18 protein-coding genes, 1 tRNA gene and 4 pseudogenes are annotated in these 23758 nt (G+C 59.4%); 4 read left to right on the top strand and 19 right to left on the bottom strand.

What is annotated here, in order from left to right; translation table 11 throughout:
* Positions 1-3 precede the first annotated feature (3 nt).
* From GM910_RS13285 to GM910_RS13240, 10 genes and pseudogenes are all read right to left on the bottom strand, one after another.
* Positions 4-1899, bottom strand: coding sequence for a glycosyltransferase (locus GM910_RS13285; RefSeq protein ID WP_159588038.1), 1896 nt, complete (start codon positions 1897-1899; stop codon positions 4-6).
* Positions 1900-2204: 305 nt separating this feature from the next.
* Entirely contained in the window at positions 2205-3545 is a 1341-nt protein-coding gene (locus GM910_RS13280; RefSeq protein ID WP_159588037.1) for a UDP-glucose dehydrogenase family protein, read from the bottom strand.
* Between the two features lie 72 nt (positions 3546-3617).
* On the bottom strand, positions 3618-4343 hold the full coding sequence (locus tag GM910_RS13275) for an ABC transporter ATP-binding protein (protein ID WP_159588036.1): 726 nt from the start codon (positions 4341-4343) through the stop codon (positions 3618-3620).
* Positions 4343-5137 carry an ABC transporter permease gene (locus tag GM910_RS13270; RefSeq protein ID WP_246226092.1) on the bottom strand — a complete coding sequence of 265 codons (795 nt, stop codon included), beginning with the start codon at positions 5135-5137 and terminating at the stop codon, positions 4343-4345. The genes GM910_RS13275 and GM910_RS13270 overlap by 1 nt, the downstream gene beginning before the upstream one ends.
* Positions 5138-5533: 396 nt before the next feature.
* Positions 5534-6639, bottom strand: a pseudogene (locus GM910_RS13265) (IS256 family transposase).
* Between the two features lie 178 nt (positions 6640-6817).
* Positions 6818-8221: a hypothetical protein gene (locus GM910_RS13260; protein ID WP_159588035.1), complete on the bottom strand. Its 1404-nt coding sequence runs from the start codon at positions 8219-8221 to the stop codon at positions 6818-6820.
* Positions 8222-8252: 31 nt separating this feature from the next.
* A complete protein-coding gene (locus GM910_RS13255) occupies positions 8253-9566 on the bottom strand; it encodes an HlyD family type I secretion periplasmic adaptor subunit (RefSeq protein ID WP_159588034.1) in 1314 nt (437 codons plus the stop codon).
* A complete protein-coding gene (locus GM910_RS13250; protein WP_159588033.1) occupies positions 9566-11290 on the bottom strand; it encodes a type I secretion system permease/ATPase in 1725 nt (574 codons plus the stop codon). Before GM910_RS13250 ends, GM910_RS13255 begins: the two co-directional genes overlap by 1 nt.
* A 440-nt stretch (positions 11291-11730) precedes the next feature.
* Complete coding sequence (locus tag GM910_RS13245) at positions 11731-12639, bottom strand: polysaccharide pyruvyl transferase family protein (RefSeq protein ID WP_159588032.1); 909 nt, start codon at positions 12637-12639, stop codon at positions 11731-11733.
* Entirely contained in the window at positions 12636-13616 is a 981-nt protein-coding gene (locus GM910_RS13240; protein ID WP_159588031.1) for a glycosyltransferase family 29 protein, read from the bottom strand. Before GM910_RS13240 ends, GM910_RS13245 begins: the two co-directional genes overlap by 4 nt.
* 175 nt (positions 13617-13791) lie before the next feature.
* On the opposite strand from GM910_RS13240, the gene GM910_RS13235 reads away from it, so the two are divergent.
* Positions 13792-15207, top strand: coding sequence for a glycosyltransferase (locus GM910_RS13235; RefSeq protein ID WP_159588030.1), 1416 nt, complete (start codon positions 13792-13794; stop codon positions 15205-15207).
* A gap of 386 nt (positions 15208-15593) precedes the next feature.
* Complete coding sequence (locus GM910_RS13230) at positions 15594-15977, top strand: hypothetical protein (protein ID WP_159588029.1); 384 nt, start codon at positions 15594-15596, stop codon at positions 15975-15977.
* A gap of 410 nt (positions 15978-16387) precedes the next feature.
* Here GM910_RS13230 and GM910_RS13225 read toward each other — a convergent pair whose 3' ends face one another.
* The 9 genes and pseudogenes from GM910_RS13225 to GM910_RS13190 form a co-directional block, all read right to left on the bottom strand.
* Entirely contained in the window at positions 16388-17179 is a 792-nt protein-coding gene (locus GM910_RS13225; RefSeq protein WP_159588028.1) for a class I SAM-dependent methyltransferase, read from the bottom strand.
* Between the two features lie 677 nt (positions 17180-17856).
* Positions 17857-18051 (bottom strand): type IV toxin-antitoxin system AbiEi family antitoxin domain-containing protein, encoded by a 195-nt coding sequence (locus GM910_RS13220; protein ID WP_159588027.1) that lies wholly within the window; start codon positions 18049-18051, stop codon positions 17857-17859.
* 107 nt (positions 18052-18158) lie between these two features.
* The gene (locus GM910_RS13215) at positions 18159-18476 is read right to left on the bottom strand and encodes a DUF736 domain-containing protein (protein ID WP_159588026.1); all 318 of its coding nucleotides are present in this window, start codon (positions 18474-18476) and stop codon (positions 18159-18161) included.
* Between the two features lie 210 nt (positions 18477-18686).
* Positions 18687-18914 (bottom strand): annotated as a pseudogene (locus GM910_RS27285) (DUF2274 domain-containing protein); the annotation flags it as partial.
* Positions 18902-19456, bottom strand: coding sequence for a TraB/TrbI/VirB10 family type IV secretion system protein (locus GM910_RS27280; protein WP_246226090.1), 555 nt, complete (start codon positions 19454-19456; stop codon positions 18902-18904). The gene GM910_RS27280 and the pseudogene GM910_RS27285, both read right to left, overlap by 13 nt.
* Before the next feature lie 15 nt (positions 19457-19471).
* Entirely contained in the window at positions 19472-20104 is a 633-nt protein-coding gene (locus tag GM910_RS27275; RefSeq protein ID WP_246226088.1) for a hypothetical protein, read from the bottom strand.
* Positions 20101-20454, bottom strand: a pseudogene (locus GM910_RS13200) (TrbG/VirB9 family P-type conjugative transfer protein); the annotation flags it as partial. The gene GM910_RS27275 and the pseudogene GM910_RS13200, both read right to left, overlap by 4 nt.
* Before the next feature lie 25 nt (positions 20455-20479).
* Positions 20480-20976, bottom strand: a pseudogene (locus GM910_RS13195) (transposase); the annotation flags it as partial.
* A gap of 270 nt (positions 20977-21246) precedes the next feature.
* A tRNA-Gln gene (locus tag GM910_RS13190) sits at positions 21247-21320 on the bottom strand.
* A gap of 266 nt (positions 21321-21586) precedes the next feature.
* Between GM910_RS13190 and GM910_RS13185 the strand changes: the two genes are divergently transcribed.
* Positions 21587-22933 carry a Ppx/GppA phosphatase family protein gene (locus GM910_RS13185; RefSeq protein ID WP_425482681.1) on the top strand — a complete coding sequence of 449 codons (1347 nt, stop codon included), beginning with the start codon at positions 21587-21589 and terminating at the stop codon, positions 22931-22933.
* On the top strand, positions 22921-23631 hold the full coding sequence (locus GM910_RS13180) for an RlmE family RNA methyltransferase (RefSeq protein WP_159588024.1): 711 nt from the start codon (positions 22921-22923) through the stop codon (positions 23629-23631). Before GM910_RS13185 ends, GM910_RS13180 begins: the two co-directional genes overlap by 13 nt.
* The last annotated feature ends 127 nt before the right edge of the window (positions 23632-23758 follow it).

Genomic DNA, 23758 nt, shown 5'->3' with positions numbered 1-23758 from the left:
TGCTCAGGCCGCCAATCGAGTAAGTGTGACTGAAACTCCCTCGTTCGTATGGCCAACACCAACGGGAAATTCCTCGACCGTTCCATCAGTTACAAGTCCAACCCGCGAGCGCTCTTGAGCCGAGATACAGAGACCGAACATTCGTTCGAGGCCGTGTTCTAGAGCGCCGTCCTGCCGAAATATGGTGCTATATCCTTGGGAATCGCACATGTATCGGCCCAAGCGGAAATATTCCTGTGGCCTGACCCAAAACATCGTCCCAGCAACAAAGGCCCACTCACGTGACAAAAGGTCCGCCATTCCCATATCTGCTGCTAGCTTCTTCACTTGATTCAATGTCTCAGGAATGGAGTTCTTCACTCCGTGTTTATAGAAGTCCTTCGAACAGACCAGTTTTAGCTGCGGATTAAGTTTAAAGCTTGTGACGATCTCATTTATTAAATCGGTGGAATTTAAGACGGACCGCAACAGCACCGAGCGCCAAGTATCACCCCAGCGGCCGACATCGCGCTTGGTATGAATTTTGCAAACTAGCCAGTAATTTTTGAGTGTCGACATCAATTCCAAGAAAGGAGCGATATCGGCTCCTGCATTTGGATATCTGAACAAAAACGCTCTCGGGAACACGTCGATTATTGAGGCGATGCATGGCTCGCTTTCTTTAAGCGGAGTAGTAACAAATAGATCAAATTCAAAATCTATATTCTTTAAATATCTGATGCACTCCTCAACCCTTTCGGGGTGAAATACATGCAGCACCACGGCCACTCGGTAACTCGCCAAGTCTCTTATCGGCGCTGCCTCGGTGAGATAGGATTTAGCCCGAGCCCTTATACTGGTAACCAAATCACCCAATTCGCCAGCCTGCGTATGCTCGCGATTGCTAACTCGATCATTCGCGCCGTCGTAGTAGTCGACCCCAATATACGGCAGCCCCACAATCCTAGTATGGGCGCCGATCCGGAGAATGAAATCCCAATCCACCAACCGTCTGAGATTCTCATCGAAAAAGATGTCGCGGAAACGCCCTTCTCGTCTTAGAAAGAAGCAGTTAAGGTCAATGAAATTCTCTTTAAGACACGATTCATAGTCGAAATCAGCATAGAGAACAGCTTTTCTCTGGCCCCTGTCGTCCTGCAAATTGGCCGCACAATAGCCAGCTGAAATCTGCGATCGTCTTGCGTGCTTCAGCATGAATTCGATCATGTTGCAGCGCCAAGCATTATCTGAGTCGAGGAAAAATACCCATTCCCCGCGCGCAGTCCGGAGCCCAATGTTTCTGGCCTTTGAGGGGCCCCCACTTTCTGTATTCTTGATATACCGAATGCGTGGATCGTTGATTGACGTGATTACCTTCTCAGTATTGTCGGTGCTGCCGTCGTCCACCACAATCAATTCAAAGTTGCTATGAGTTTGGGAAATGACAGACTCGATGGCATGTCCTATGCAATAAGCCCGGTTTCTGGTAGGCATGATAATAGAGACCAGATTAGAGTCTTCCTGATACTCTAGTATAGATAGGTCATAGATTGCGCGCTGCTCGATTTTATCATTCCAGTCGATGTGACGCCTCTTTACAATGCGTTTCGCGGTTATCCTTGCATGCTTATCTTCTTGAGTAAGAACCGGGTAAACAGGGCGATTCTCTTTCTGACCGCACCTAAGGTAATGCACGAGAGGATTTATACCCATGCGCTTGACGTCTGGATTAGCTTCCAAGTAGCTGCGTGAGCAAAATTTCAGGGATGGATTTCGCCCCAACCTAATGCCCAGCCACAAGTAATGTTCAACTGGGTCCATACCCAACATATCGACATCGAGGTACATCTTCTTATACCAATCGATATCAAATAAATTGGAAGAGCGAAGCAGAGCTGCATCAGAGGTCGATATTGGCAATTCCATATCCGATCGCAAAAAGGACCTTCCCTTTTGAGGAAAGCTTTTAGCAGGGATGCCTTGAGAAGGCTAGACATGCGACATACCGTGCAACTGCCGAATTTCTGGCAGCGTAACAGCTATCATCTCCCAAGAGCTTCCAGGACGGCATCTGGTACTGAAGTGATGCCGCCGACCGCTGGATGAGCCTCTGAAGGTATAGACGACAGTCAAGCGTCTACTGAGTAGGAACAACTAATGGCGATTTGTTCGAAAAGATTTTTATATTTATAGTGGTCGGCATAGTTCTTCCTAGTGAAGCAATTTTAAGTATTTAAACCTGTTCTCCTCCCGACGCCGTAGATCTTAAAGCCATGCCTCCCCGCAACCTTGGGATCATAAATATTCCGCCCGTCAAAGATAACCGGCTCCTTGAGCGTGGCCTTGAGTGAAGGAAAGTCGGGGGCCTGGAAGCTCTTCCATTCGGTGACCACCACCAGGGCATCGGCCCCGGCCAGCGCCTCCTCCTTGGTTTCGCACAGGGTCAGGTCCTCTCGCGCACCATAGATGCGCTGGCATTCTTCCATCGCTTCGGGGTCATAGGCGCGCACGCTTGCGCCGGCCTGCCACAGGGCCTCCATGAGCACGCGGGAGGGGGCTTCGCGCATGTCGTTGGTGTTGGGCTTGAAGGCGAGGCCCCACAGGGCGAATGTGCGCCCGCGCAGGTCGCCCTTGAAGTGGCTGTCTATCCTGGCGAACAGGAATTCCTTCTGCGCCTCGTTGCGGCGCTCCACGGCCTTCAGTACCATCGCGTCGAAATCGAGCGTCTCGGCCGTGTGGATCATGGCCCGCACGTCCTTCGGGAAGCAGGAGCCGCCATAGCCTACGCCCGGATAGATGAAGTGATAGCCGATGCGCGGGTCGGCGCCTATGCCCAGCCGCACCTTCTCGATGTCCGCGCCGAGTGTGCCGGCGAGGTTGGCCATCTCGTTCATGAAGCTGATCTTCGTGGCCAGCATGCAGTTGGCCGCATATTTGGTGAGCTCGGCGCTGCGCACATCCATGGCGATGATTTTTTCGTGGTTGCGGTTGAAGGGCGCGTATAGCTCGCGCAGCATGCGCTCGGTCTCGGCGCTTTCCGTGCCGATGATGATACGATCGGGCTTGGTGCAGTCGGCCACCGCGGAGCCCTCCTTGAGGAACTCGGGGTTCGATGCCACATCGAAGGGGATCTCCGTCCGTCCGCGCTGCGCAAGCCGCGCCTTCATCGCGGCTCGGACCCGGTCGGATGTGCCCACGGGCACCGTCGATTTCACGACGACAAGCCTTTGCTGGTCCATATGGGCGGCGATGCTGTCGGCGACGGCAAGCACGTGCTTCAGATCGGCGGAGCCGTCCTCGTCCGGCGGCGTGCCGACGGCGATGAACTGCACGAGACCGTGACGGACGCCTTCCGCCGCATCGGTGGTGAAACGAAGACGCCTCGATGCGCCGTTTTCCCTGACCAGATGCTCCAGGCCCGGCTCATAGATCGGAACTTCGCCCCGCTTGAGCTGCTCGACCTTTCCGTCATCGATGTCGACGCACACGACGTCATAGCCGGCCTCCGCGAAGACCGCGGCCTGCACTAGGCCCACATAGCCGGTCCCAAAAATCGTAATCTGCAACGGATTGACCCCTATTACCGAAAAATGCCTTGGCAAAGCGTTCGTCCCATGGCGGAGGCAACAACATCGCCGTCACGCCGATGCAGCCCATTCCTCTGCCAGATGGAGGCTTTTTACGCCGCCGTTCTCAAGCTCCAATATCTTGTTGCATGTCTTCTTGAGCAGAGCGTGGTTGTGGCTGGCGAGCACGATGATGCCCGCCTTCTCCGCCAGTTCCGACATGCGGTCGCGTGCCTTGTCCTGAAACTTGGGATCGCCGGCGCCGATCCATTCGTCCATCAGCAGGATCTCCGGGTCCAGACTGGTGGCAACGGAGAAGGCGAGGCGGGCGGCCATGCCCTGGCTGTATGTCTTGAAGGGGAGATCGATGAAGTCGCCGAGCTCGCTGAACTCGATGACATCCTCCATGCGGGCTTCGATTTCGTCCATGTTCCAGCCGTTCATGAGACCGCGCAGCACGATATTGCGGCGGCCGGTCGCCTCCCGACGGAAGCCGAGGCTGATGTTGAACAGAGCATCCACCCGGCCCTCCACCTCGACGCTGCCCGAGGTTGGCGCATAGATGCCGTAGAGGACTTTGAGCAGCGTCGTCTTGCCCGCGCCATTCGCGCCCACAAGGCCCAGCCGATCACCGGCCGTAAGCTCGAAATTCACGCCATCGAGCGCGGTAACGTACTGGGTACGGCCTTTGCCTTCCAACCGGCCCCCGGTGGGGAGGCGTCGGTCGCGCGCGGCAAGCGTCAGTTTTTTGCGCAGGCGATAGACCAAGCCAAGATTGCTGACACGGATCGAGACCATCAGATGACGAAGACCACCCGTTTGCGGAATAGACCAAGCACCATAAGCGCCGCTGTCCACAGTACCAGGCCGATTGCCCCACACAGCAGAAGGGAGTCGATCGGCGGCCCGCCGGTCAGGATAGGCACACGTACGATCTCTAGAAAATAGGTAAAGGGGTTCCAGTAGTAGAGAAGATGCCGCACTCCGCCCGAGCCCTCATAGGACCAGAACACCGGCGTCAAGAACATGCCGATCCGCATGATGTTGGACACGATAAACTGGCTGTCGGGGAAATAGGCTCCCAGAAAAGCAAAAAGAATGATCGCCGCCGGGGTTGTTGCAAGAATGAGAAGCACGCCCAGAGCCGACCACAGCCAGGCGGTCGAAAGGGCGGTTCCGCTCAGGAGAAGAATCACGATACACCCAACCAGCGCATAGGCTGCACGAATGGCCGACTGCATGAGAAGCCGCATCACGTAGACGGATAGCGGAAGTGTCGTTCCCTTGATGAAGCCTTCTTCGCGCACAAACAGCGAAACGCTCTGCGACAGCGTCTCCATGATGTAAAACCATACAAGCAGTCCGGTCGCCACGTAGGCAGCATAGCTCCCCGTGCTCGTATCGCCACGATGGATGACGAAGATGAACGTGCCGGCGAAGGCAAAATAATTGATCAGCAACCACAGTGGTCCCAGTGCGGTTCGCCGATGCTGGTCTCCGATATCCTCTTGAGCCAGCGCAATCCAGACCCGCCGCATACGCAGGCCGGAATGTATGTCGTCCAGAGCGCTCTCGATTGTGGCAAGCATCATCGACCTTCCAAGTCGCTGGCTGTTAACATGTGCGGACACGAATGCAAACAGGCTTCAGTTCTGCAACTGCGGCATTCCAGCGCTTCTTGGCTCCGCTTGCCTGGAAGCGCGGCACCAGGTGACGTCCGGTTTGGCGTTGCGATCGCACGGCGATCAACTGGGTGAAGCAACTTGGAGTGAATGGGCGTGCACCCGCGCCGGCTGCGCCAACGTGTTGTGGGGAAAAATTCTTCGCTTTGTGCCGTCTTGTGAAGGAACTGGCCGATGAGCGCTGCTTGATCGTCGTTGACTACCGCACAGCGTGGGAGCTCGTCCACGCGTGGGAGTGGGCAGCTTTTCAAAAATGCCGACTGCCGGGGGGACTGTCGGATATTTTGTGCCTGAGGCCTGTTTTCGTCATTGGCTGACGAACCTTTCGCCGAATACGACGGCGAACTGGGTCTTGGCTCGAACCACTCGCGCGGCGCAGCTTTGAGTTCAGCGCTTCGATGGCATTCGTGGTGTAGATGATCCGGCGCACGCTCTCGGGGAAGGCGAAGAAGGGCACCACATGTTCGCAGTTGCGCCGCCAACTCTGCGCGATCGCCGGATAGCGCTGCCCCCAATAACCGGCCTCGAATTCCTCCAGAGCCTTCATGCCCGCTTCGGCGTCACTGGCCCGGTAGATGGCTCTGAGCGCCGGCATCACCGTCTTGCGGTCCTTCCAGGACACGAACTCCAGCGAATGGCGGATGAGATGCACGATGCAGGTCTGCACGACGGTCTGCGGAAAGACGGCGTTGATGGCCTCGGGGAAGCCCTTCAGGCCGTCGACGACGGCGATCAAGATGTCGCCGACGCCGCGGTTTTTGAGCTCGTTCATAACCCTGAGCCAGAACTTGGCGCCTTCCGTCTGCTCGATCCAGAGGCCCAAAATCTCCTTGGTGCCGTCGGGGAGGATGCCGAGCGCGATGTAGACGGCCTTGTTCCGGACGAAGCCTTCGTCCCTGATCTTGACCCGCATGGCGTCGAAGAAGACGAGCGTATAGACGGCGTCGAGCGGCCTGTTCTGCCATTCACCGACCTCCTCCCGCACGGCATCGGTCACCGCCGAGATCAGGTCGGGCGACACGTCGATGCCGTAGAGCTCTTCTAGATGGCCGCGGATCTCGCGAACCGTCATGCCGCGCGCATACATGGAGATGATCTTCTCATCAAAATCGGGGGAAGCGGCGCTGGTATTTGGCGATCAGCTTCGGATCGAAGGTACCAGCCCGGTCGCGCGGGATCGCAAGCGTCATCCTCGACGTGCCGGTCAGGACCGACTTCTTCGACACGCCGTTACGCCGGTTCGCAGGGCCGCCGGCCCCACGCTCATCATCCAGATGCTCATCCAGCTCGGCGTTCAGAATGCGCTCAGAAAGCGCCTTCTTCAACTCGTCGAGCAGTCCCTCCTTGGCAAACACCTCGTTCGGATCGCGTCCGCAAAGCAATTGGTCCAAAAGTTCTTTCTCAATGGCCATGTGATGATTCTCCTTTCCATCATCATGGCCTCAGACACGAAATTCCGGACAGTCCCACGGCCGGCGAACAGACGCCCTGAGGTCGCTCGCCGGTGGGCAATAGGCAAGTACCGAGGCCGACGCCACGTCCCAAACCTACGTAGCTGCCGGCACGCCTCTCGATCAGATCGGTCGTTGTTCAGCCCCAAAGGTGAAAAAGAGAACCGTTCGGGTGTGCCGCCTCAGCCCCGGAATCCGCTATAGATTGCCCCATGAAGCCTATATCTGGAATGAGGATGCTGAGAAGCCCGTCGGAGACCTGCAATGCATCGTTGGCGGCCTCGAAGATATTCGGCTGATTTTGACCAGATGCCTGCGCGTCATCTGTGGTAGATGAGGAGGCCGTATCTACGGCATCGGCCGCGCCCGGCGCGGTCGACCCAGCGTTGGCAACCGAACCTGATCCGCCGCCCAGAAGGCTTCCGACAAGGTCGCCGACGCCCGAGACGGTGCCGGCCAGTGTGTCGGCCACATCACCAACCGCGTCTGTTGCGGTTTCAACGGCATCGGGCGCGCCGCCGGATTCGCCGCCACCGCCCAAGAGGTCTCCCGCGACATCGGTTGCCGCTCCAAGCGTACCCGCTACAGTAGTTCCCGTCCCACCCAGAAGGCCAGAACCGCTTCCTCCACCAAGGAGGCCTCCGACGAGGTCGCCGACCGTGTCCACCACGTCATCCACGACTTCGACCACATCGCCGACCGTGTCCGATACGGTTTCAACCACTTCGGGAACGAGGCCGGAGCCGTCGCCATTCCCCACGAGGCCTCCGACGAGGTCGCCAACCGTGTCCACCACATCATCCACGACCTCGACCACGTCGGGGACGATGCCGGAGCCGTTCTCGCCGCCCAGGACATCTTCGATGAACTCGCCTACCGGGACTATCGATCCCACGATAGGAATGTTGCCCGAGCCACTGCTGCCCGGCAGAAGGTCGTCCAGGATATCGGATACCGGCGCAAGCGGGTCTGTAATCGTCGAGCCCGAAGGACGTACGCTGCCACCGCCCGAAATGACGTTGGCCACACTGGACCCGGAGCCGGACCCGGAACTGGAGCCGAGTGCTTCGGTCACTGTTCCTGAGTCGTAGGAAGCGTACTGCACGGGGCCTTCTGCTTCAGCAGGCGCGCCTTCCGGGTGGGCAGAAAGGGCGGTCTCCTGAGCGCCGCTCTCTACAGCCAGGGTCTTGATCTGCTGGAGAAGTCCCTGCAGATCGAGCGACGGGCCAGGGGTTGCTGTAGCTACGGTGACGGGCACGCTTTGCCCGTCAGATGTAGCAGGATCGCCGATCTCCGAATAATCGAAGTTTGCAGTGACCTGACCCGCCGTCTCGGAAATACTTGAAGTATGGGTGTAGTCGATGTTGGAGCCGTCCGCGTCGGTTGCGGCTGCCGCTGCCGCCTGTTCCTGCTCGAGCAGCGTTATCCCAAGCCCCAGCGCACCCGCCGTAACCGCAAGGGACAGATTGCCTTCCGACTTGGTGGCGGTCGATTTCCCGGCCTCTGTCTTGGAGTCCGATTGCCGCCCCTTGTGGGCGCTCATCTTTTTTACTGCGCGAGACATTTGATGATCCTCACTGTTCTCGAAATGCGTATCCGATCTCGTCGAGTAGCGGCCCCAGAAGATAACCTGCCAGAGTTCGCGACTTCGCCGTGACCACCACCTCCGCCGGCATTCCCGGCTGTAATCTCACTGTCGAATTTTTCATATCCTCCGGATTGAGCTTTACCCGCACGGCGAAGTATTCAGCTCCGGACTGGGAATCGGTGAACTTGTCCGCCGATACGCTGATGATCTCGCCCCGCAACTGCGGACGGTCGTTCCTTGTGACACCCGTCAACCGCACGTCTGCCTCGATACCCGGCCTTACATAGTTGATATCGGACAAGGGCAGTCTCGCGTCGACGACGATAGGACTGTCCTCAGGCACGATATCCATCAATTGCGCACCGGCCTGGATGACACCGCCCTCGGTGAAAACGGACAGGCCCACGATCGATCCGCTTACGGGGGCTCTGATCACCGTCCGGTTCATGACGTCCCGGGCGGCATCGAGTTTCGGCAGAGCCTCCGCCAGTGAGGATTGTGTCTTTCGGATCTGGTCGGTGATGTCGCTTATCCGCTCGCGGCCCAGCCTGGCGACTGCCAGCTCGGCCTCACTGATCTCTTGCTTCGCCTCGGCCATGTCCGCTAACCGCGAGCCTTTGTCGGCAAGCAGTCCTGCAGAGGTTCTTTCCAGTTGCAGTACGCGCGTTTTCGGAGTGTAACCCGAGGCAAGCAATTTCTGGGCACCCTCGATCTCCCCTTGCAACGAGATGCTCTGCTTTGTGAGCCCTTCGATTTGGGCCGTCAGTCCGGCAATTCGCTCCTGGAGCTGTGCCGCCTTCGAGGTGAGCATCCCCTTCTCGGCTTCGTAATGCTCCGCTCGCGCAAGCATGACCGCACGTTCATTCGCAACAGCCTCCGCCAGGCCAGGGCGCGAACGGTTCTCCGCCTTGAAATCATCGAGGCACTCAGGCCCGGCATTGTCGCGCTCGCAGATCAGTCGAGCCTGCTGCGCCAGAAGAGACACGACTTCGGCATTGGCAATGTCCAGCTTCGCACGCACCTCCGCCACGTCAAGTTCCACCAGGGGCTGGCCGCGCTCAACGTGCTGCCCTTCCACGACTAGAAGCTCTGAGATCACGCCTCCGTAAGGATGCTGCACCGACTGCCTCTGCCCCTGCACCTGAAGGCTGCCTTCGGCGATTGCGGCGCTCGACAAGGGTGCCACGTAGCCCCAGACGACGAACAGCAGCACGAACGCGAGGATCGCGACAAGCCCCCACAGGGCGGGCCTGAGTGGATCGCGGTAGGCGGCGTTGTCGAGAGTGGGAGCCGTGGTCATCAGTGCACCGATAGCTGCGCCGTTGTCTGGGTCCCCAACGTCTCAGGCGGGCCCATCCTGTCGATCTTTCCGGATTTCAGGACAAGCACGGTGTCGACGACATCGAGAATCGCAGGCTGATGCGTGATCACAACAATGGCCGTGCCCTGCGCCTTCATGACGAACAAGGCCTTGCTGAGCGCGGTTTCGCCGGCGACGTCCAGATGGGCGTTCGGCTCGTCCAGTACGAGCAGCCTGGGCCGGGCCAGCAACGCCCTTGCCAAGCCGATGCGCTGGCGCTGTCCGCCTGAAAGGCCGAGCCCTCCCGGCCCCAGCATCGTGTCGTATTGCTGCGGCAGGTCCAGTATCATTTCGTGGATGCCGGCAAGGGTTGCCGCTTCGATCACCTGGTCGACGGACGTATCGCTGAAGCGTGAAATGTTCTCCCGGACGGTGCCGGCAAACAAACCGACATCCTGGGGCAGATATCCCGTGATGCGGCCGAACTCGGTGGCGTCCCAATGCGCGTAGTTCAGCCCACCGAACCAAATCTCGCCACCGGACGGCTGGAGGGCACCGATCAGCAGCTTGGCAAGCGTGCTCTTGCCGGAGCCGCTCGGGCCGACAATTCCAAGGGCCTCGCCTTCTCCGATCTTGAAGGACAGCGCGTCGAGCACCGGCGTCGACCGCCTGGCTACACGGTATGTAAGTTCCTTCACCTCCAGCGCGGTCTCGTTTGTGGGGACGATGGTCTTGAGATTGGCGACCGGGTTCTCCTTCAGGATATCTCTTACCCGCCTGTACCCGCTCCGCGCCGCAGACGCCTGCTTCCACGCCGCGACAGACTGCTCGACGGGCACCAGGGCCCGGCCCATGATGATACTGGCGGCGAAGATCGTTGCAGGCATGATCGTATGGTCGATGGCAAGCCAGGCACCCGTGCCCAGCATCAGCGCCTGAAGCAACAATCTTGCAAATCTGATGGTGGCCGAAATCAGCGCGTTCCGATCGCTCGCAAAGGCTTGCTGCAGAAGCATGCCGGCGCGGCTGCCTTGCCAATGGCGCTCCACTGCAGACTGCATTCCCATCGCTCGAATGACGTCGGCGTGCTGCATAATGTTTTCGGTAAAGGAGAATGAGCGTCGTGCAGCGTTCCGTGCATCCTCCATTGGCTTCTTGGTGACGGATTCGTTCACGAACGCCAATCCCAGCAGGAGCACGGCACCCACGGTTGCGACCACGCCCAGAATTGGGTGGATGAGGTAGAGGAGCCCAAGATAAAGCGGGATCCAGGGCAGGTCGAACGCGAAATAAATGCCCGGCCCTGTGACAAAGGTGCGGAAATCATCGAGTTCCCGCAGAGGCTGGGCACCCAGAGAGAAACCTTGCCTCGAAGACTTCTGAATGAGTGCGGAGAACAGGCGCCCCGCCAACTTCTGATCAAGCAGAATTCCCGATCTTACCAGCACCTGCGCACGCGCCGCGTCCAATACGGCCATCACGATCAGTGCAATGACCAGCATCACGGTAAGCAACGCCAGCGTCGGCATGCTTTCGCTTACCAGGACACGGTTATAGACCTGCATGAGGTAAAGTGGCGAGCTGAGATAGAGCACGTTGATCATGCTCGAGAAGACGCCCACGATGACAAAATGCAGGCGAAGCGACCTTAGCGCCGCATCGATTTCGTTGCCTGCTTGCCCTTCGGCAAGCCTGGGTACTGCGGTCGTATCAGCCAGGGACATCAGTCAGCCTAAACAGAATCATTCGATTGATAACCAGCCATAACAGCGCTTGACGACCGGGACGAAACTCACGCCACCCGGCGCAACGTGTGAGAAAATCCCGATAAACTGACCGAAAAGCATCACAACTCCCCCTGTCACCGCGATGGCCACCCCGAGAAGATAGCTGAAAGTGCAGCTTATGGTAGCAATAGATGAGATTGCATCAACAAATTAACGAGCTTTGCTTATAACGTGCCTTCGATTCATTGACCATAATGAGTCTATCCTTCATGAATGTGTCAACTCAAAAATAACCGTAAAATCATGAAAAGGAAGAGGTTTTGAGCGTGCGGCTTCCTGCGTCAAGCGGCGGGTGCAACTGTATTCAGTGCCGGTCACCGCGGGCCGGCCGTTACAATCGAGGTGCAACCGCTGCCGACGATCTTAAACCTGCCGTTTCAACTCGTCGCGCGGTGTAATGCTGCAATAAGTTTGTTTCCCACCACGCGAAGCAGGTCGGCTCGCACTACGCCTACATCGATCATTGGCGGATTCCAGTTGATCTGATCGAATTTATCGGGCGTGTAGATCGGCAACAGCTTTTCCACGAAACTGAACCGTACGTCATTCCCATCCCTGCAGATGATGGTTGGGATGCCGAACGCCATACAGGGTGCTGCGACGTGATGGAGTGGCGTCAGAACCAACGTCGCCTCCCGGCGATACCGGGCAAACAATGCTTCTTCATAAAGCTCGGCTTCCCGGCGCATCTCCAGATCGAAGGGAAATCTGCTGGCATGGAAACGGTGGTAGATCAGCTCGGCCTTGCTGAGAATATTTTCCGGAATGCTTCGGAACACGATCGGCGGCAGCCGTCCCGCACCACTGCCATAGACAATCAGGAGCTTTGGATTTTTGGGCTCTTGCTCGCGGCGAGGAAGAGCCAGGGTTAGGCAGCCTGTCGTAAAGGCCTCGATGCCGAGATTTCTCATTCGCACCGTCGTCCCTTCATCCCGACAGCCAATGGGCTGGTGCTTTCTGAGAAAATCCTGCTGCTCTTTGATCACGTGCTCGGGAGCATGAAAGCCTACGAAAACTGGAGTGATCGCTGCAGGTAAGGGAAACGCCGATTGGTAGAAGACCCCGTTCATTAGCAGAAGGGCGGGCTCTCCATCATATTGCGGCAGCGCATCGCGATTGATGTCGATCATCTGATCATCGCGGACGCCGAAATGCCGGTAAATATGGCGGATCGCTATAGATTGGGCGTTGTCGCCTAAATTCGCTTCATAGAAGCCGTGATTCGCAAGTTGATCGGCAAAGCTGGTGAAGCTGTCGTAGCCAAACGTAAGGACCCCAAATTTCATTTAATGCTTCGCCACGTTTGCTGAACTTGCTGCTCTTCGTTCCAATAGAATGTCCCGCCCTTCGCCAAAATCCGCTGCTTCACACCCATCAGGACCTCATAGTCAAATTGAAGATCGTGACCGAACCACACCCCGTCCCGTGAGAAGTTGAACAAGTTGGTGCCGAATATCGCTATATCTTTTGCCCCACAGAGCTCAATCAGCAATATCATCCTTGTTCCGGTCAGGAGAAGATCGAAATGGGGCAGTCCAACGATGTTGTTTATCTGAGCCGATATGGAAAATATCTTCCTGAGATCCTCCGCATCCATATGCGAGCAGGCGATCTCGTAAATATTGGCGGAAGGAGGCACGACGAGGAGGCGATCAAGAAGGCCTCGATGGCTCAGCCACCAATAGGCGTCAAGGGAGATGTGGAATGGCGAAGACGCCCACAATCCCGCTCCATTTTCCAACAGCTCCGCGAACTTGTCGTTCGCTTCAAGCTCTCCCCTGTTGTTTCGGTGGACGACCAACCAGGGATGGCCTGACCAAGTCGTCACGCGGGTTCCGTCGTGAACCGGATTCTTCTGCCAATTCCGCATCGTCGAGATACGAATGACCTCGTCGCAGCTGTCGATAAGTGCGCCGCAGTTCAGAATGGGCCCATTCCCGACAACGGCCACCTTCTTTCCGGAGAGATCCCAACGCATTCCGTAGCGATGGTCGGACATCAGTACCCTGACATCACTGTCGTAATCAGCCTCCGCCAGAGAGGGCGTCTCCTCTACGAAACGGAGCCCGAACGACCGTTGATAACTGGCAAGGCCGATCGGTCCAAGCCGAAAATCTTTTTCCCGAGCGTCTGGCCGCGGCAAATCGTTGACCACGCCAGTGCGAGGCGCTCCGATGTGTTTCTGTCCAGCATGTTCCACGGGAGATAAAAGTCTGGCCGGTCTGACCTTACCCCGAAGCAGAGCGAAAAGGTTCTTCATCATCCTGATTGATCGTGATCATCCTGAGTGATCGTGACCGGCTTGCAACCACGAGAAGCAATCACGCGATCATTTGAGATTGTCTTTCCATTACCATTTCAACCTACTAGTGTCACTGTGAGCCGGGACGTAGTCGCTCGGCCGTCAACACCATTCTCGGGCAGTGGGGGCATCCACGGTGTCAATTTGGGAAGCGCAGCCGAACTGCGTCTACGACGTGGCGGGCTATTTTCTGCGTGCTACGGGACGATCGACGATTGTCGACATCGGGTGTGGAACCGGCAATCAATTGTTGCAGGTGGACGCGGCGAGACGCCTAGGGATCGACCACGCCGACAATATCGAGAAGTGCAGGCAGGAGCACGAAGGGAAAGCCGAGTGGTATGAGTTGGAGGCTGCTCGGCAACAATGCGTTGCCCTTCCCGACAACGATTCCATCGTCGTCTGTGCGATTACGCAACGGACCGATCTGGCGGGCCTGTTTGGCCTGTTATCCATATGCTGGGCACGCGGCGCGCTGATACTGACTAGCGCTCCCGATGGCACCATGTTTTCGCTCCCCAGCCAGACACGTCCGGGTTCCCCCGATGCAGATGGGTCGCTCCAAAAGTACAGAGATCTTCTCGACGCCAAGAACCTGCCTCCGATCTATGTAGGTCGCACGCCGAACCGAAGCTCCGGTCAATCGCTCTCAAGGATAATCTCGCTCCACGATCCATCGGTCGAGCAAGCCAAGTCGCAGCTGACCGAAGGAGGGTGCCGCCCGCTGGCGATCCTTTCGACATATAATGAAAGCGATGTCATCACCGAGGTTATGCAGGATCTGGTCGAGCAGGGGTGCGATCTAGTCGTCATCGACAACTGGTCGACAGATGGGACATGGGAGCTCATCCAGCAGTTCGAGCGAAGCCACCCCGACCGGGTCGAGAGCGAACGCTTTCCATTCAGCGGATCTGCCGAGAACTATGAATGGCAAAAAATCCTCCGCCGGAAGGAGGAGATCGCTGCCACGTGTCCCGGTCGCTGGGTCATCCATACCGATGCCGACGAGCTCCGCCGATCGCCATTCCCGGGCCTGACGCTTGCTCAGGGATTGGAGATCGCATCGATAACCGGCGCCAATCGTGTGAACTTCAATTTGATCAACTTTCGGCCGGTCGACGACAGGCCATTTTCCCCGGGCTCGCTCAGCACCAGCTTCACGCATTTCGAATTCGGAACACGTCCGGGGCATTTTGCACAAGCCAAGGCCTGGCTCCAAGGAGACGAGAAGGTCAGCCTTGCAGCCAGCGGGGGGCATATGGCCAAATTCACGGGCGCGCGCGATTTCCCCTACCGGTTCCTGCTTCGGCACTATCCGATCCGTTCCAAGGAGCATGGAGCGAGAAAGGTATTTGTGGACCGATGCTCCCGGTGGTCTCCGTACGAGAAGAATACGCTTGGGTGGCATAACCACTACGATGGCTTTTCCGAAGGATCCGACTTCACCTGGCCAAAGACCGTGTTGATACCGTTCAATGAAGATTTTTGGGAGAATCACGGGCTCCATATAATCACCGACCTGTTGCAAAAGACGGTGCGAGTCGCTGGATAAACAGCTCCGAAAGACATTCTCAGTCAGGCGTCGATATATCGTGGGCACCGCTCGCGGTTGCGAGGCTCATATTCTGGCGGCCTCACCCGAAGTGTCCAAGGTGGGCGCCGGATAGCGAAATCCACAACCCATGTTCCGCAACGATCTGAAAGTAAAAATCAATTTTTAAACGACGGAAATTAGCTGGCAATCTTCTTCCATTCGTAGTGATTCCGTTTCATTTTATGTCGGGCCTTTCATTTTATATCGGACCTTCTTGGTGAAACTTTAACCCTCCTCGACTGAACAGCAGATTGGGCGTTGCACTTAGAAGTTGCCAGCGTATACTCTTTCGCAGCGCAACCTGAGATTGGGCGCGCTGAGGCAATTAACTTTAGGAGCAAAAAATGTTGGGTGGACTTTTAGGTGGTGGCCTTGGTGGCCTTGGTGGAGTGCTCGGAACTGTCACGGGCACAGTGGACGACGTCCGTGAAGCTGTGGTTGACACCGGCAATGGCCTTTCTTCCAATTTCGGTAGCGCCCTTTCGCTGACCGGCAACGTTCTCGGTGAGAGCGGCATCGTCGATGACTTGATCAACAATCTCGGCGAAGGCGACCTGACCGGAGCCGTTGCGGAGGGCTATGCCGACGTCTTCGCCCTCGGTGGCGTGATTAACAATCTCGCCGATGGTCATGGGCTGGGTGTTGAGGGCCTGCTCGGCACCGCTCTCGGCACGGTCGACGGCGTGACCGGTCCCGGTGGTGGATTGCTCGACGGTCTTCTGGGCTAGTCGCAAGCATTTGTCCTAAGGGCGATCGATGTGTTCATCGATCGCCCTTAGGGTATCTGAGGGCATTTTGTGTATTTGACTTCGAGTGCGCCGACCATCACGCTAGCCACTCTGTGGTTGGGTGCCTTTCGTTGAGCGTTGTGTACGACGCCGATGGCTATAGTGCGAAAGCGGTTGTTGCCGTACCATAGATCGCTGGTCGGCGGCGGCTGTGAATGCAATCAAGGCTAATGGCGGATTGGCGCAGATCGCCCGCCGTCTCAAAGCGCTGAGCTATGCCGACTTCGGCGCAGTCGTCCCTTTCTTCCCGTTTGGATGTAGCGTAAACTGAGAGGGCAGCTCCGCCGCTTCCGGCTGTACCGGCCTCGGTATCCTCAACTACTGGAGAAGAATGGCTACCTCTGGATGGCCTAATCACGAAACAAGGAAGACATCCAGCTAAGCAGGGTCGCCCTGGGTGCTTTCACTTGATCAGATCCAACGGCATCGCCGATAACATCGCCTTCGTCGATGGCTGAGAGGATAGCGACGGCTCGCGTGTCCGGTGCCCCATGGCCGGAGACTGCCCGATCGTGCAGAGTGGCAATTGTTTTCAGTTCCCGGGCCTGGTTGTTGTTGATTGTGTATCCGGCGAACGCAGCCGGCAGGCCATGACGCAGAAGAAACTGCTTATACTCATCTTTTGCCCATTCGCGGATATGTGATTGATTTGGCGGGGGGCCGCGATGATCCTCACCGCGGACACGAATCCGGTCCGGCGTGCTTGTGAGGACGATCGCTCCGTTTCGGTAGCATTCCGCGAGCAAGGCTACGAGCGGCCTGGGATCGACGAGGTGCTCCACGACGTCGGCGCACACCACAACCGATTGATTGTCTGAGTGGCTTGCCAGGCTGATGCATTCGGGCTTGGAGAGATCGGCCTCGATCCATTTCACTCCGGTGGGATATCTATGCCGGCAAGACGCTATGTTGATACCAAAATCGATGCCGACTTTTATATCAGCCCCGACGCCCTGCAGCTTCCGCCCATTTCCGCACCCGATATCGATAATTGTGGACCTGCGCGCGACGCGGCAGAAGTAATCTGCGGCGTCATATACCTTAGGCTGATGGATAATGTCGCTATCGAAATATGGAGAATCATCGAAATAGTGCGCCTCACGGCGCGCAAGGTAGTCATCTGGCAAACAGAACTCGTCCAAAAGTGCCTCCCGTGTCGAAACCCATCACCGCGGGGCGAACGTAGTCCTTTTGACCCTGAGGCGCCAGAAAGGTCCCCTGAAATCTCGAAAGAAAGACCACGTTCGACGAACCGGTCGTTAGTGGTTGGGCGCAATGCTGTGCGTACGGAAGTCCGAGTTCTATGCTTGGCTGGTCGCCACGGAGACGGAAAGTGGTGGCCGGGCACCTGCCACCGTTAACGATCTCAAGGAGCCGCTGATCTGCTTCGATGGGCACCATTTCAATCCGCCTCACCGGCGAAAGGCGTCAACCTATGCAGCGATCGGGCCGGCGCCTCCGGGAATCATCGGAGGCATTGCCTGAGATGCCCGCCCCTGCGGTTTGCCCTTGGCAGTCCGCCGCACCGCCTTGGTGACGGATTCGCCTGCTGATCCCAATTCACGTTGCGTAACGACGCGTTACTAAACTCATCACCTGAAAGGAAAGAACCGCGGACCGCACGGTATTCGCCGGAAGCAGCCGCCGCTGATCTGTTTCGCACGCCCCACGCCCCCTCGGCGGGTTTTTCGGCGCCCATTTCTTGTGACCGATCAGCATCCAGACCTGATGCGGCAGCTGGGTCGTGAGTTCGTGGAATCTGAGCGCGGAGAGCAGGCGGATGACACCATGCGGCACGGCCCGGGCGACTTCGGCCAGGCTATGGGATTCGGACCATTCCCATCGGCAGGCTGAGAGAGACCGCGCCCGGGCGTACCAGAAGGCCCTGGTCCTGCAGCCGCCGCAGATAGGCACGCGGGACGCCCGCCGCATCGAAGTCGCGCACGCGCGCGATGCCGCGCTCCTTGGCGATGGTGAGCGCGCGATCCTTCAGCGTTCCCTGGGTCGCTCCCATGTTCCTATGCTCGGCAATAATATATAAATGCCGAGACTTTGAATCATGACCAGCGGTGCCCTGCAACCGGAACCGGGCAGCTCGACTATGAGTGTGGCGCTCATATGCTATTGTTTCCGCCTTCTGTTCCACACCAGCCGGGCCTTATCGGCTTCGTCAGAAAGGAACAGTGCAGCAGTATGCGGGGCGGGCAGGCTCGGATCGTCGAGGTGGAGACGCAAGTAATATCTCGGATTGTCTCCAGAGCTCCGGGCATCCCAAGCGTCGCCAATGCGGGCGCTGCCGACAAGCACACGGAAAGCCGGGGCGTTGTCGCTATTGCGGTCGTCGTTGGGGACGAGGCGGACCTTGGCGTCGATGGTCAGGGTACGGATGGCGCCGGTCCAGCCGCCATCCTTGGCGAGGGTGAAATGCCCGATCTGCATGGCTCAGTCCTCCTGGTTTGGTGATGTGGGGGAGGCAAAGGACGATGCGAAAGATCCGTCTGCGTCGCTTGCCTCCGTCTCCGGTCCGCTTGTTCTGGACATGCGGCTCCGGCGCGCGGGCCGTTCTGGCTCGGACTCCGGCATTAGCCCTTCGCTTTCGCTCAGGGCGTTCGGTCCTGAAAACATGTCACCGGCATGTTTTCCCCGCCCTGCGGTCGGTCGGCCCTCACTCTTCCGGGCCTTGGCGAAGGTGCGGTCGCTGTCGAGGAAGGCTTCCAGCATGAAGGGGATCAGATCGGCGACTTTTTCTGACGCGCCATAGGTGGCGGTATAAAGCCTCTGATAATCGCAGAGCGCCTGGCTAAGATCGGCGTTTACGGTGATGGTGATCCTGGTCGGCGTGCGGTCGGGGAGTTTTGCGAGTTTCAGGTTAGCCATAGTGATTCCTCCTCAGCCTCGGTATGGCCGCAATACGATGTCCTTTTGAACGACAATGCGCAGCGGCCAGCCAGGGCGGATGGTGATGGTGGGTTGGATGTTTTCTTCTCGGTGATGCGCTGGCCTGCCTGAGCAACGTTCTGCTGTGTCGTTTCACGGATGGCGCGGACGAGATCGCTCTCATTGCTGCCAAAGCTCAATTCGGTGCCCACACCGAGCAGCGTCGCCATGGCAATGCCCTTCAGGAGCCGCCAGGTGTGGTAATCGACTTCATCTTCCAGTCCGGCATAGCCGGCGGTGTCGGTAGCGGGCAGATTGTCAATCTCGATGGACGAGCTGTCAGGCAGGATGATGCGCTGCCAGACCAGCAGCGCACGGGACTGGCCGAATGCGACGACGCTGTCGTATGTGCCGATCAGCCGCGACCCCTGCGGGATGAGGAGCGCCGAGCCGGTCACGGTGTCGTAGACGCTCTCGGTGACCTGCGCAGTAACGAGACCCGGCAGGTCGGAATTGATCCCCGGTGATGAGGCTGGCGGCAATGACGCTGCCTGCCATCACCTGATACGGCGAGGCCGGGGTTTGCAGGGCAGGGGGTTGTAGATGCCGCTCGTGTCACGCCGGTCCAGAAAATCGAGCTTGCGCTGCTGATTGTTCTGGTCGCGCTCGGGGTCGAGCGTCAGGCGGTCGGCGTCAGGTGAAACGGTTGCCGCTGCCATTTGCATCGGTTGCGCGGTCGCCGCTGGTACATTCTGCTGCGGCCGGTTTTCGATGCGGAAAAACACACCGGATTCCTTGGCCTGAATGGCTTGGCTTGCGAGACGCTGTTCGGCAGCGGATAATTCCGTCCCTCCCGGCACGATGCCAAGTTGGCGCTGGCGTTCAAGGATCGGCCGCCCAAGATCGCCGGGCAGCGGCGGCCCCAGTTCAGATGTTGAGGGCTGGATCTGCGAATAATCCCCCGGAAGCGCGGCAAGACCGTCGGGCGTCGGCTTTTTCTCGGTATTGTAGAGTTCCTCGGCGGGCTGGCCTACGTGCAGCGACGGACCTTGCAGCGCGAGCATGGTGACGCCCAGCAGTCCAGCCGATGCGATGGCGGTCCCGCCGATCACCACGCCTTTCCTGAACCGCACCAGCTTGCGCTTCGGTGCGGCGCGAAGGTCGAGCTTTTCCTCCTGCTTCGCCGTCATCGCGTGCTCCTCGCATTGCCCAGGAGACTGGTTCGCCGTGGCGTCCCGTCGGTGCGAGTGATGCGCACGACCTGTTGAGGTTTGGTGCCAAGCCGAAGTTCGGCGGCGGCGAAGAGGCGGTCGACGATGTAGTAATTACCACGCATGCGGTAATTGACGAGTTCACTGCCCCCGTCGGCGCCGACCACGAAGAGCGGCGGGGCCTCGCCCTGATCGATGCGGCGCGGGAACTCGATACAGACCTTGTGCCCGTCGTCGAAGGCGCGCACCGGCTTCCAGGGCGGATTGTCGCCGGTGATGGCATAGGATCGTGCCCCCAGGCGTGGTGTAGGTGACGGCATTGGTGGCCGTGCTCTCCGGCATGGGCCGGGCTGATCAGCGCGCCACTGCTGGCAGGCTGATGAGTGGATCATCGCTCATCTGGCTGATGGTCTCATGTAGCGGGAGCGCTGCACGGCCCATTCGTCGTTCTGTTCGAGCAGCAAGGCGCCGACGAGGCGGACGATGGCGTCGTCGTTGGGGAAGATGCCGACGACCTCGGTGCGCCGCTTGATCTCGCCGTTGAGCCGTTCGATCGGGTTGGTCGAGTGCAGCTTGGTCCGATGCTCCTTGGGAAAGCTCATGTAGGCGAGCACGTCGTGTTCGGCCTCATCCATGATGGCGGCGAGCTTCGGCACCTTGGGCCGGATCTGGTCGGCAACGGCTCGCCACTGCACGCTTGCCGCTTCCGCCGTCTCCTGGGCAAAGGCGGTGGCGATGAAGGCGGAGACGACGCGGCGGCCGCTCTTGCCGGCATGCGCCAATACGTTGCGGGAAAAATGAACGCGGCATCTTTGCCAGGTGGCGCACAGCACCTTCGACACCGCCGCCTGCGTTGTCGGTGTCACCTTCAACGATCTTCGCGGTACGGCCGTCACTCGCCTTGCCCTTGCCGGGTGTACGGAGGCAGAGATCGTGACAATAACGGGACACAGCCTCCGCGATGTACGGTCCATCCTCGATGCGCATTGCCTGCATCGCGATCCCGCACTTGGGGAATCGGCCATTCGGAAGATCGAAACAGGAACAAAATTTCCCGACCGCACACCCGACTGACACGAAATATTCTGGCGTACAAAGAGGAAAAGCGTAGTAAAATCAAGTGGCTGGGGAACCTGGATTCGAACCAGGACTGACGGAGTCAGAGTCCGCTGTTCTACCGTTAAACTATTCCCCAGCATGCCGCTTCGCCGCGTGGCGGTTGCGCGGGCCAAGCTATTTAGCCATGCCCCCTTAATAGTCAACCCCGCCGGCGTTTTCAAATCGCGATTGTTTCCCTCTTCGCGGCCGCGCCCGCGCCACAGTTGCAGCGGAAGCACGGCCGCCATTTCTTCGCGGCCGGCTCTTGGTCAATGGTCGCGCCGCTGCTAGTCTGTCGCCAACATAAGTATCGAGCGCCTGCTGGTGCGCCCTTTCGGTGCGCGCGGCGCGGAAGGAAATGCGGTGGACGACCACGAGGAAGGTGACGCGCCACCGGTCGCGGAGTGTGTTGGCGATCACGTCTCGGTGGGGGACGGCGTGACTGTGAACGGGCGGGAGCCGGCGTTGGTTCCTGCCGCGGGCTTCGCGGGCGACGGGCCGAGGAAGCCGAAGCGCAAGCGCAGGAGAAAGCGTGGGCGCCGCGTTTTCGTGCGCGATGGCGAAGCACGCCCCGCCCAGCAAGCCCCGATCGCTCCGGAACCGGGTGCCAAGGCGCCGGTCGGGGCTCCCGAAGAGCCGCGGCAGACGCGTGCCAGGGCCTATGCCCCGCCGAACGGCATCAACGGCTTCAATGGCGCTTCGCAGACGCTCTATGCGGCGCTCGATCTCGGCACCAACAATTGCCGCCTCTTGGTGGCGACGCCCGGCCGGCCCGGTCGCTTCCGCGTCGTCGATGCCTTCTCGCGCATCGTCCGGCTGGGCGAGGGGCTGACGGCGAGCGGGCGGTTGAGCCAGCCGGCCATGGACCGCGCCGTGGACGCGCTCGCCGTGTGCGCGGAAAAGCTCGCCGGCTGGCGGCTCAGCGGCGTGCGCATGATCGCCACCGAGGCCTGCCGCTCGGCCGAGAACGGCGGACACTTCCTCGACCGCGTGCGGCGTGAGACGGGGCTTGCCCTCGAGATGATCGACCGCCGCACGGAAGCAAGGCTCGCCGTCTCCGGCTGCAGCTCGCTGGTGACGCGCGAGACCGACGGCCTCGTGCTGTTCGACATCGGCGGCGGCTCCTCCGAAATCGCCCTCATCGATCTGTCGCGCCACCGCACGCCGCGGCTCGCCGACCACATCGTCTCCTGGACCTCGCTGCCCGTCGGCGTCGTCTCGCTCGCCGAGCGCTTCGGCGGCCGCGTCGTCACGCCCGAAAGCTTCGAGGCCATGGTGGAGGAGGTGACGATCATGCTGTCGCGCTTCGACGGCGGCGGCCGGCTGGCGCATATCGCCTCGACCGCCCGTTTCCACTTGCTCGGCACCTCCGGCACGGTCACCACGCTGGCCGGCGTCCATCTCGGGCTGAAGCGCTACGACCGCCGCCGCGTCGACGGGCTGTGGATGGAGCGCGACAGCGTCGACCGCATGATCGGGACCATCCTCGGCTGGAGTTTCGATGAGCGCAAGGCCAACCCCTGCATCGGTTCCGAGCGGGCGGACCTCGTGCTTGCCGGCTGCGCCATCCTCGAGGCGATCCGCCGCCACTGGCCGGCCGAGCGCCTGCGCGTCGCCGACCGGGGCCTGCGCGAAGGCATGCTCAGCGAGATGATGGCGCGCGACGGGGTGTGGCGCCGCCGCAAGCGCGCCGGGGCATGGCCGGCGTGAAGAAGGACGGCAAGCCCGGCAGCGGCGCCCGCGCGCTGAAGACGCGGGTGAAGAAGAAGCGCGGCCTGAAGAACTCCTCGCGCCGCTGGCTGGAGCGGCATCTGAACGACCCCTACGTGCAGCGCGCCACGCAGGAAGGCATGCGCTCGCGCGCCGCCTACAAGCTCACGGAGATCGACGACAAGCACCACATCCTGGCGCCGGGGATGAAGGTCATCGACCTCGGCGCCGCCCCCGGCGGCTGGTGCCAGGTGGCGGCGGGCCGCGTGAAGTCGGACCCCGAGCACCCCAGTGTCGTCGGCATCGACTATCTGGAGATGGACCCGGTGCCGGGCGCGGCGATCCTTAAGACCGATTTCCTCGACGACGATGCGCCGGACCGCCTCATCGACGTGCTGGGCGGCCCGCCCGACGTGGTGCTGTCCGATATGGCCGCCCCCACGACCGGCCACCGCCGCACCGACCATCTGCGCACCATGCACCTGTGCGAGGCGGCGGCGGATTTCGCGGTGAACGTTTTGAGGCCCGGTGGCCACTTCCTGGCCAAGACCTTCCAGGGCGGCGCCGAGGCCGAGCTTCTCACCATGCTGAAGCGCAACTTCCGCTCCGTCCACCACGTCAAGCCGCCTGCCTCGCGCGGCGAATCCGTGGAGCTCTATCTGCTCGCCAAGGGCTTCAAGGGCGCAGACGAGGGCTGATCGCCGCGACACTGCGGCCGGCTTCGCCGAACCCCACCCCTAACTGTTTAGTCCCGGCATTTGATAGATTGGATCGAGCCTGAAGCGTTCGGGCTCCTTTGTCCAGCATTTGCAGATGTATTCGTAG

The organism is Chelativorans xinjiangensis (assembly GCF_009812055.1).
Classification (GTDB): domain Bacteria; phylum Pseudomonadota; class Alphaproteobacteria; order Rhizobiales; family Rhizobiaceae; genus Chelativorans; species Chelativorans xinjiangense.
Note: the sequence above shows the minus strand (reverse complement) of the source record. Positions and strands in the feature narration are given on the sequence as shown.

Excerpts from the sequence above, each read along its gene's own strand:
- GM910_RS13275 (WP_159588036.1), bottom strand. The coding sequence starts at position 4,343 with ATGGTCTCGATCCGTGTCAGCAATCTTGGCTTGGTCTATCGCCTGCGC.
- GM910_RS13270 (WP_246226092.1), bottom strand. The coding sequence starts at position 5,137 with ATGATGCTTGCCACAATCGAGAGCGCTCTGGACGACATACATTCCGGC.
- GM910_RS13260 (WP_159588035.1), bottom strand. The coding sequence starts at position 8,221 with ATGAGCGCCCACAAGGGGCGGCAATCGGACTCCAAGACAGAGGCCGGG.
- GM910_RS13255 (WP_159588034.1), bottom strand. The coding sequence starts at position 9,566 with ATGACCACGGCTCCCACTCTCGACAACGCCGCCTACCGCGATCCACTC.
- GM910_RS13250 (WP_159588033.1), bottom strand. The coding sequence starts at position 11,290 with ATGTCCCTGGCTGATACGACCGCAGTACCCAGGCTTGCCGAAGGGCAA.
- GM910_RS13245 (WP_159588032.1), bottom strand. The coding sequence starts at position 12,639 with ATGAAATTTGGGGTCCTTACGTTTGGCTACGACAGCTTCACCAGCTTT.
- GM910_RS13240 (WP_159588031.1), bottom strand. The coding sequence starts at position 13,616 with ATGATGAAGAACCTTTTCGCTCTGCTTCGGGGTAAGGTCAGACCGGCC.
- GM910_RS13230 (WP_159588029.1), top strand. The coding sequence starts at position 15,594 with ATGTTGGGTGGACTTTTAGGTGGTGGCCTTGGTGGCCTTGGTGGAGTG.
- GM910_RS13220 (WP_159588027.1), bottom strand. The coding sequence starts at position 18,051 with ATGGGAGCGACCCAGGGAACGCTGAAGGATCGCGCGCTCACCATCGCC.
- GM910_RS13215 (WP_159588026.1), bottom strand. The coding sequence starts at position 18,476 with ATGCAGATCGGGCATTTCACCCTCGCCAAGGATGGCGGCTGGACCGGC.
- GM910_RS27275 (WP_246226088.1), bottom strand. The coding sequence starts at position 20,104 with ATGACGGCGAAGCAGGAGGAAAAGCTCGACCTTCGCGCCGCACCGAAG.
- GM910_RS13180 (WP_159588024.1), top strand. The coding sequence starts at position 22,921 with ATGGCCGGCGTGAAGAAGGACGGCAAGCCCGGCAGCGGCGCCCGCGCG.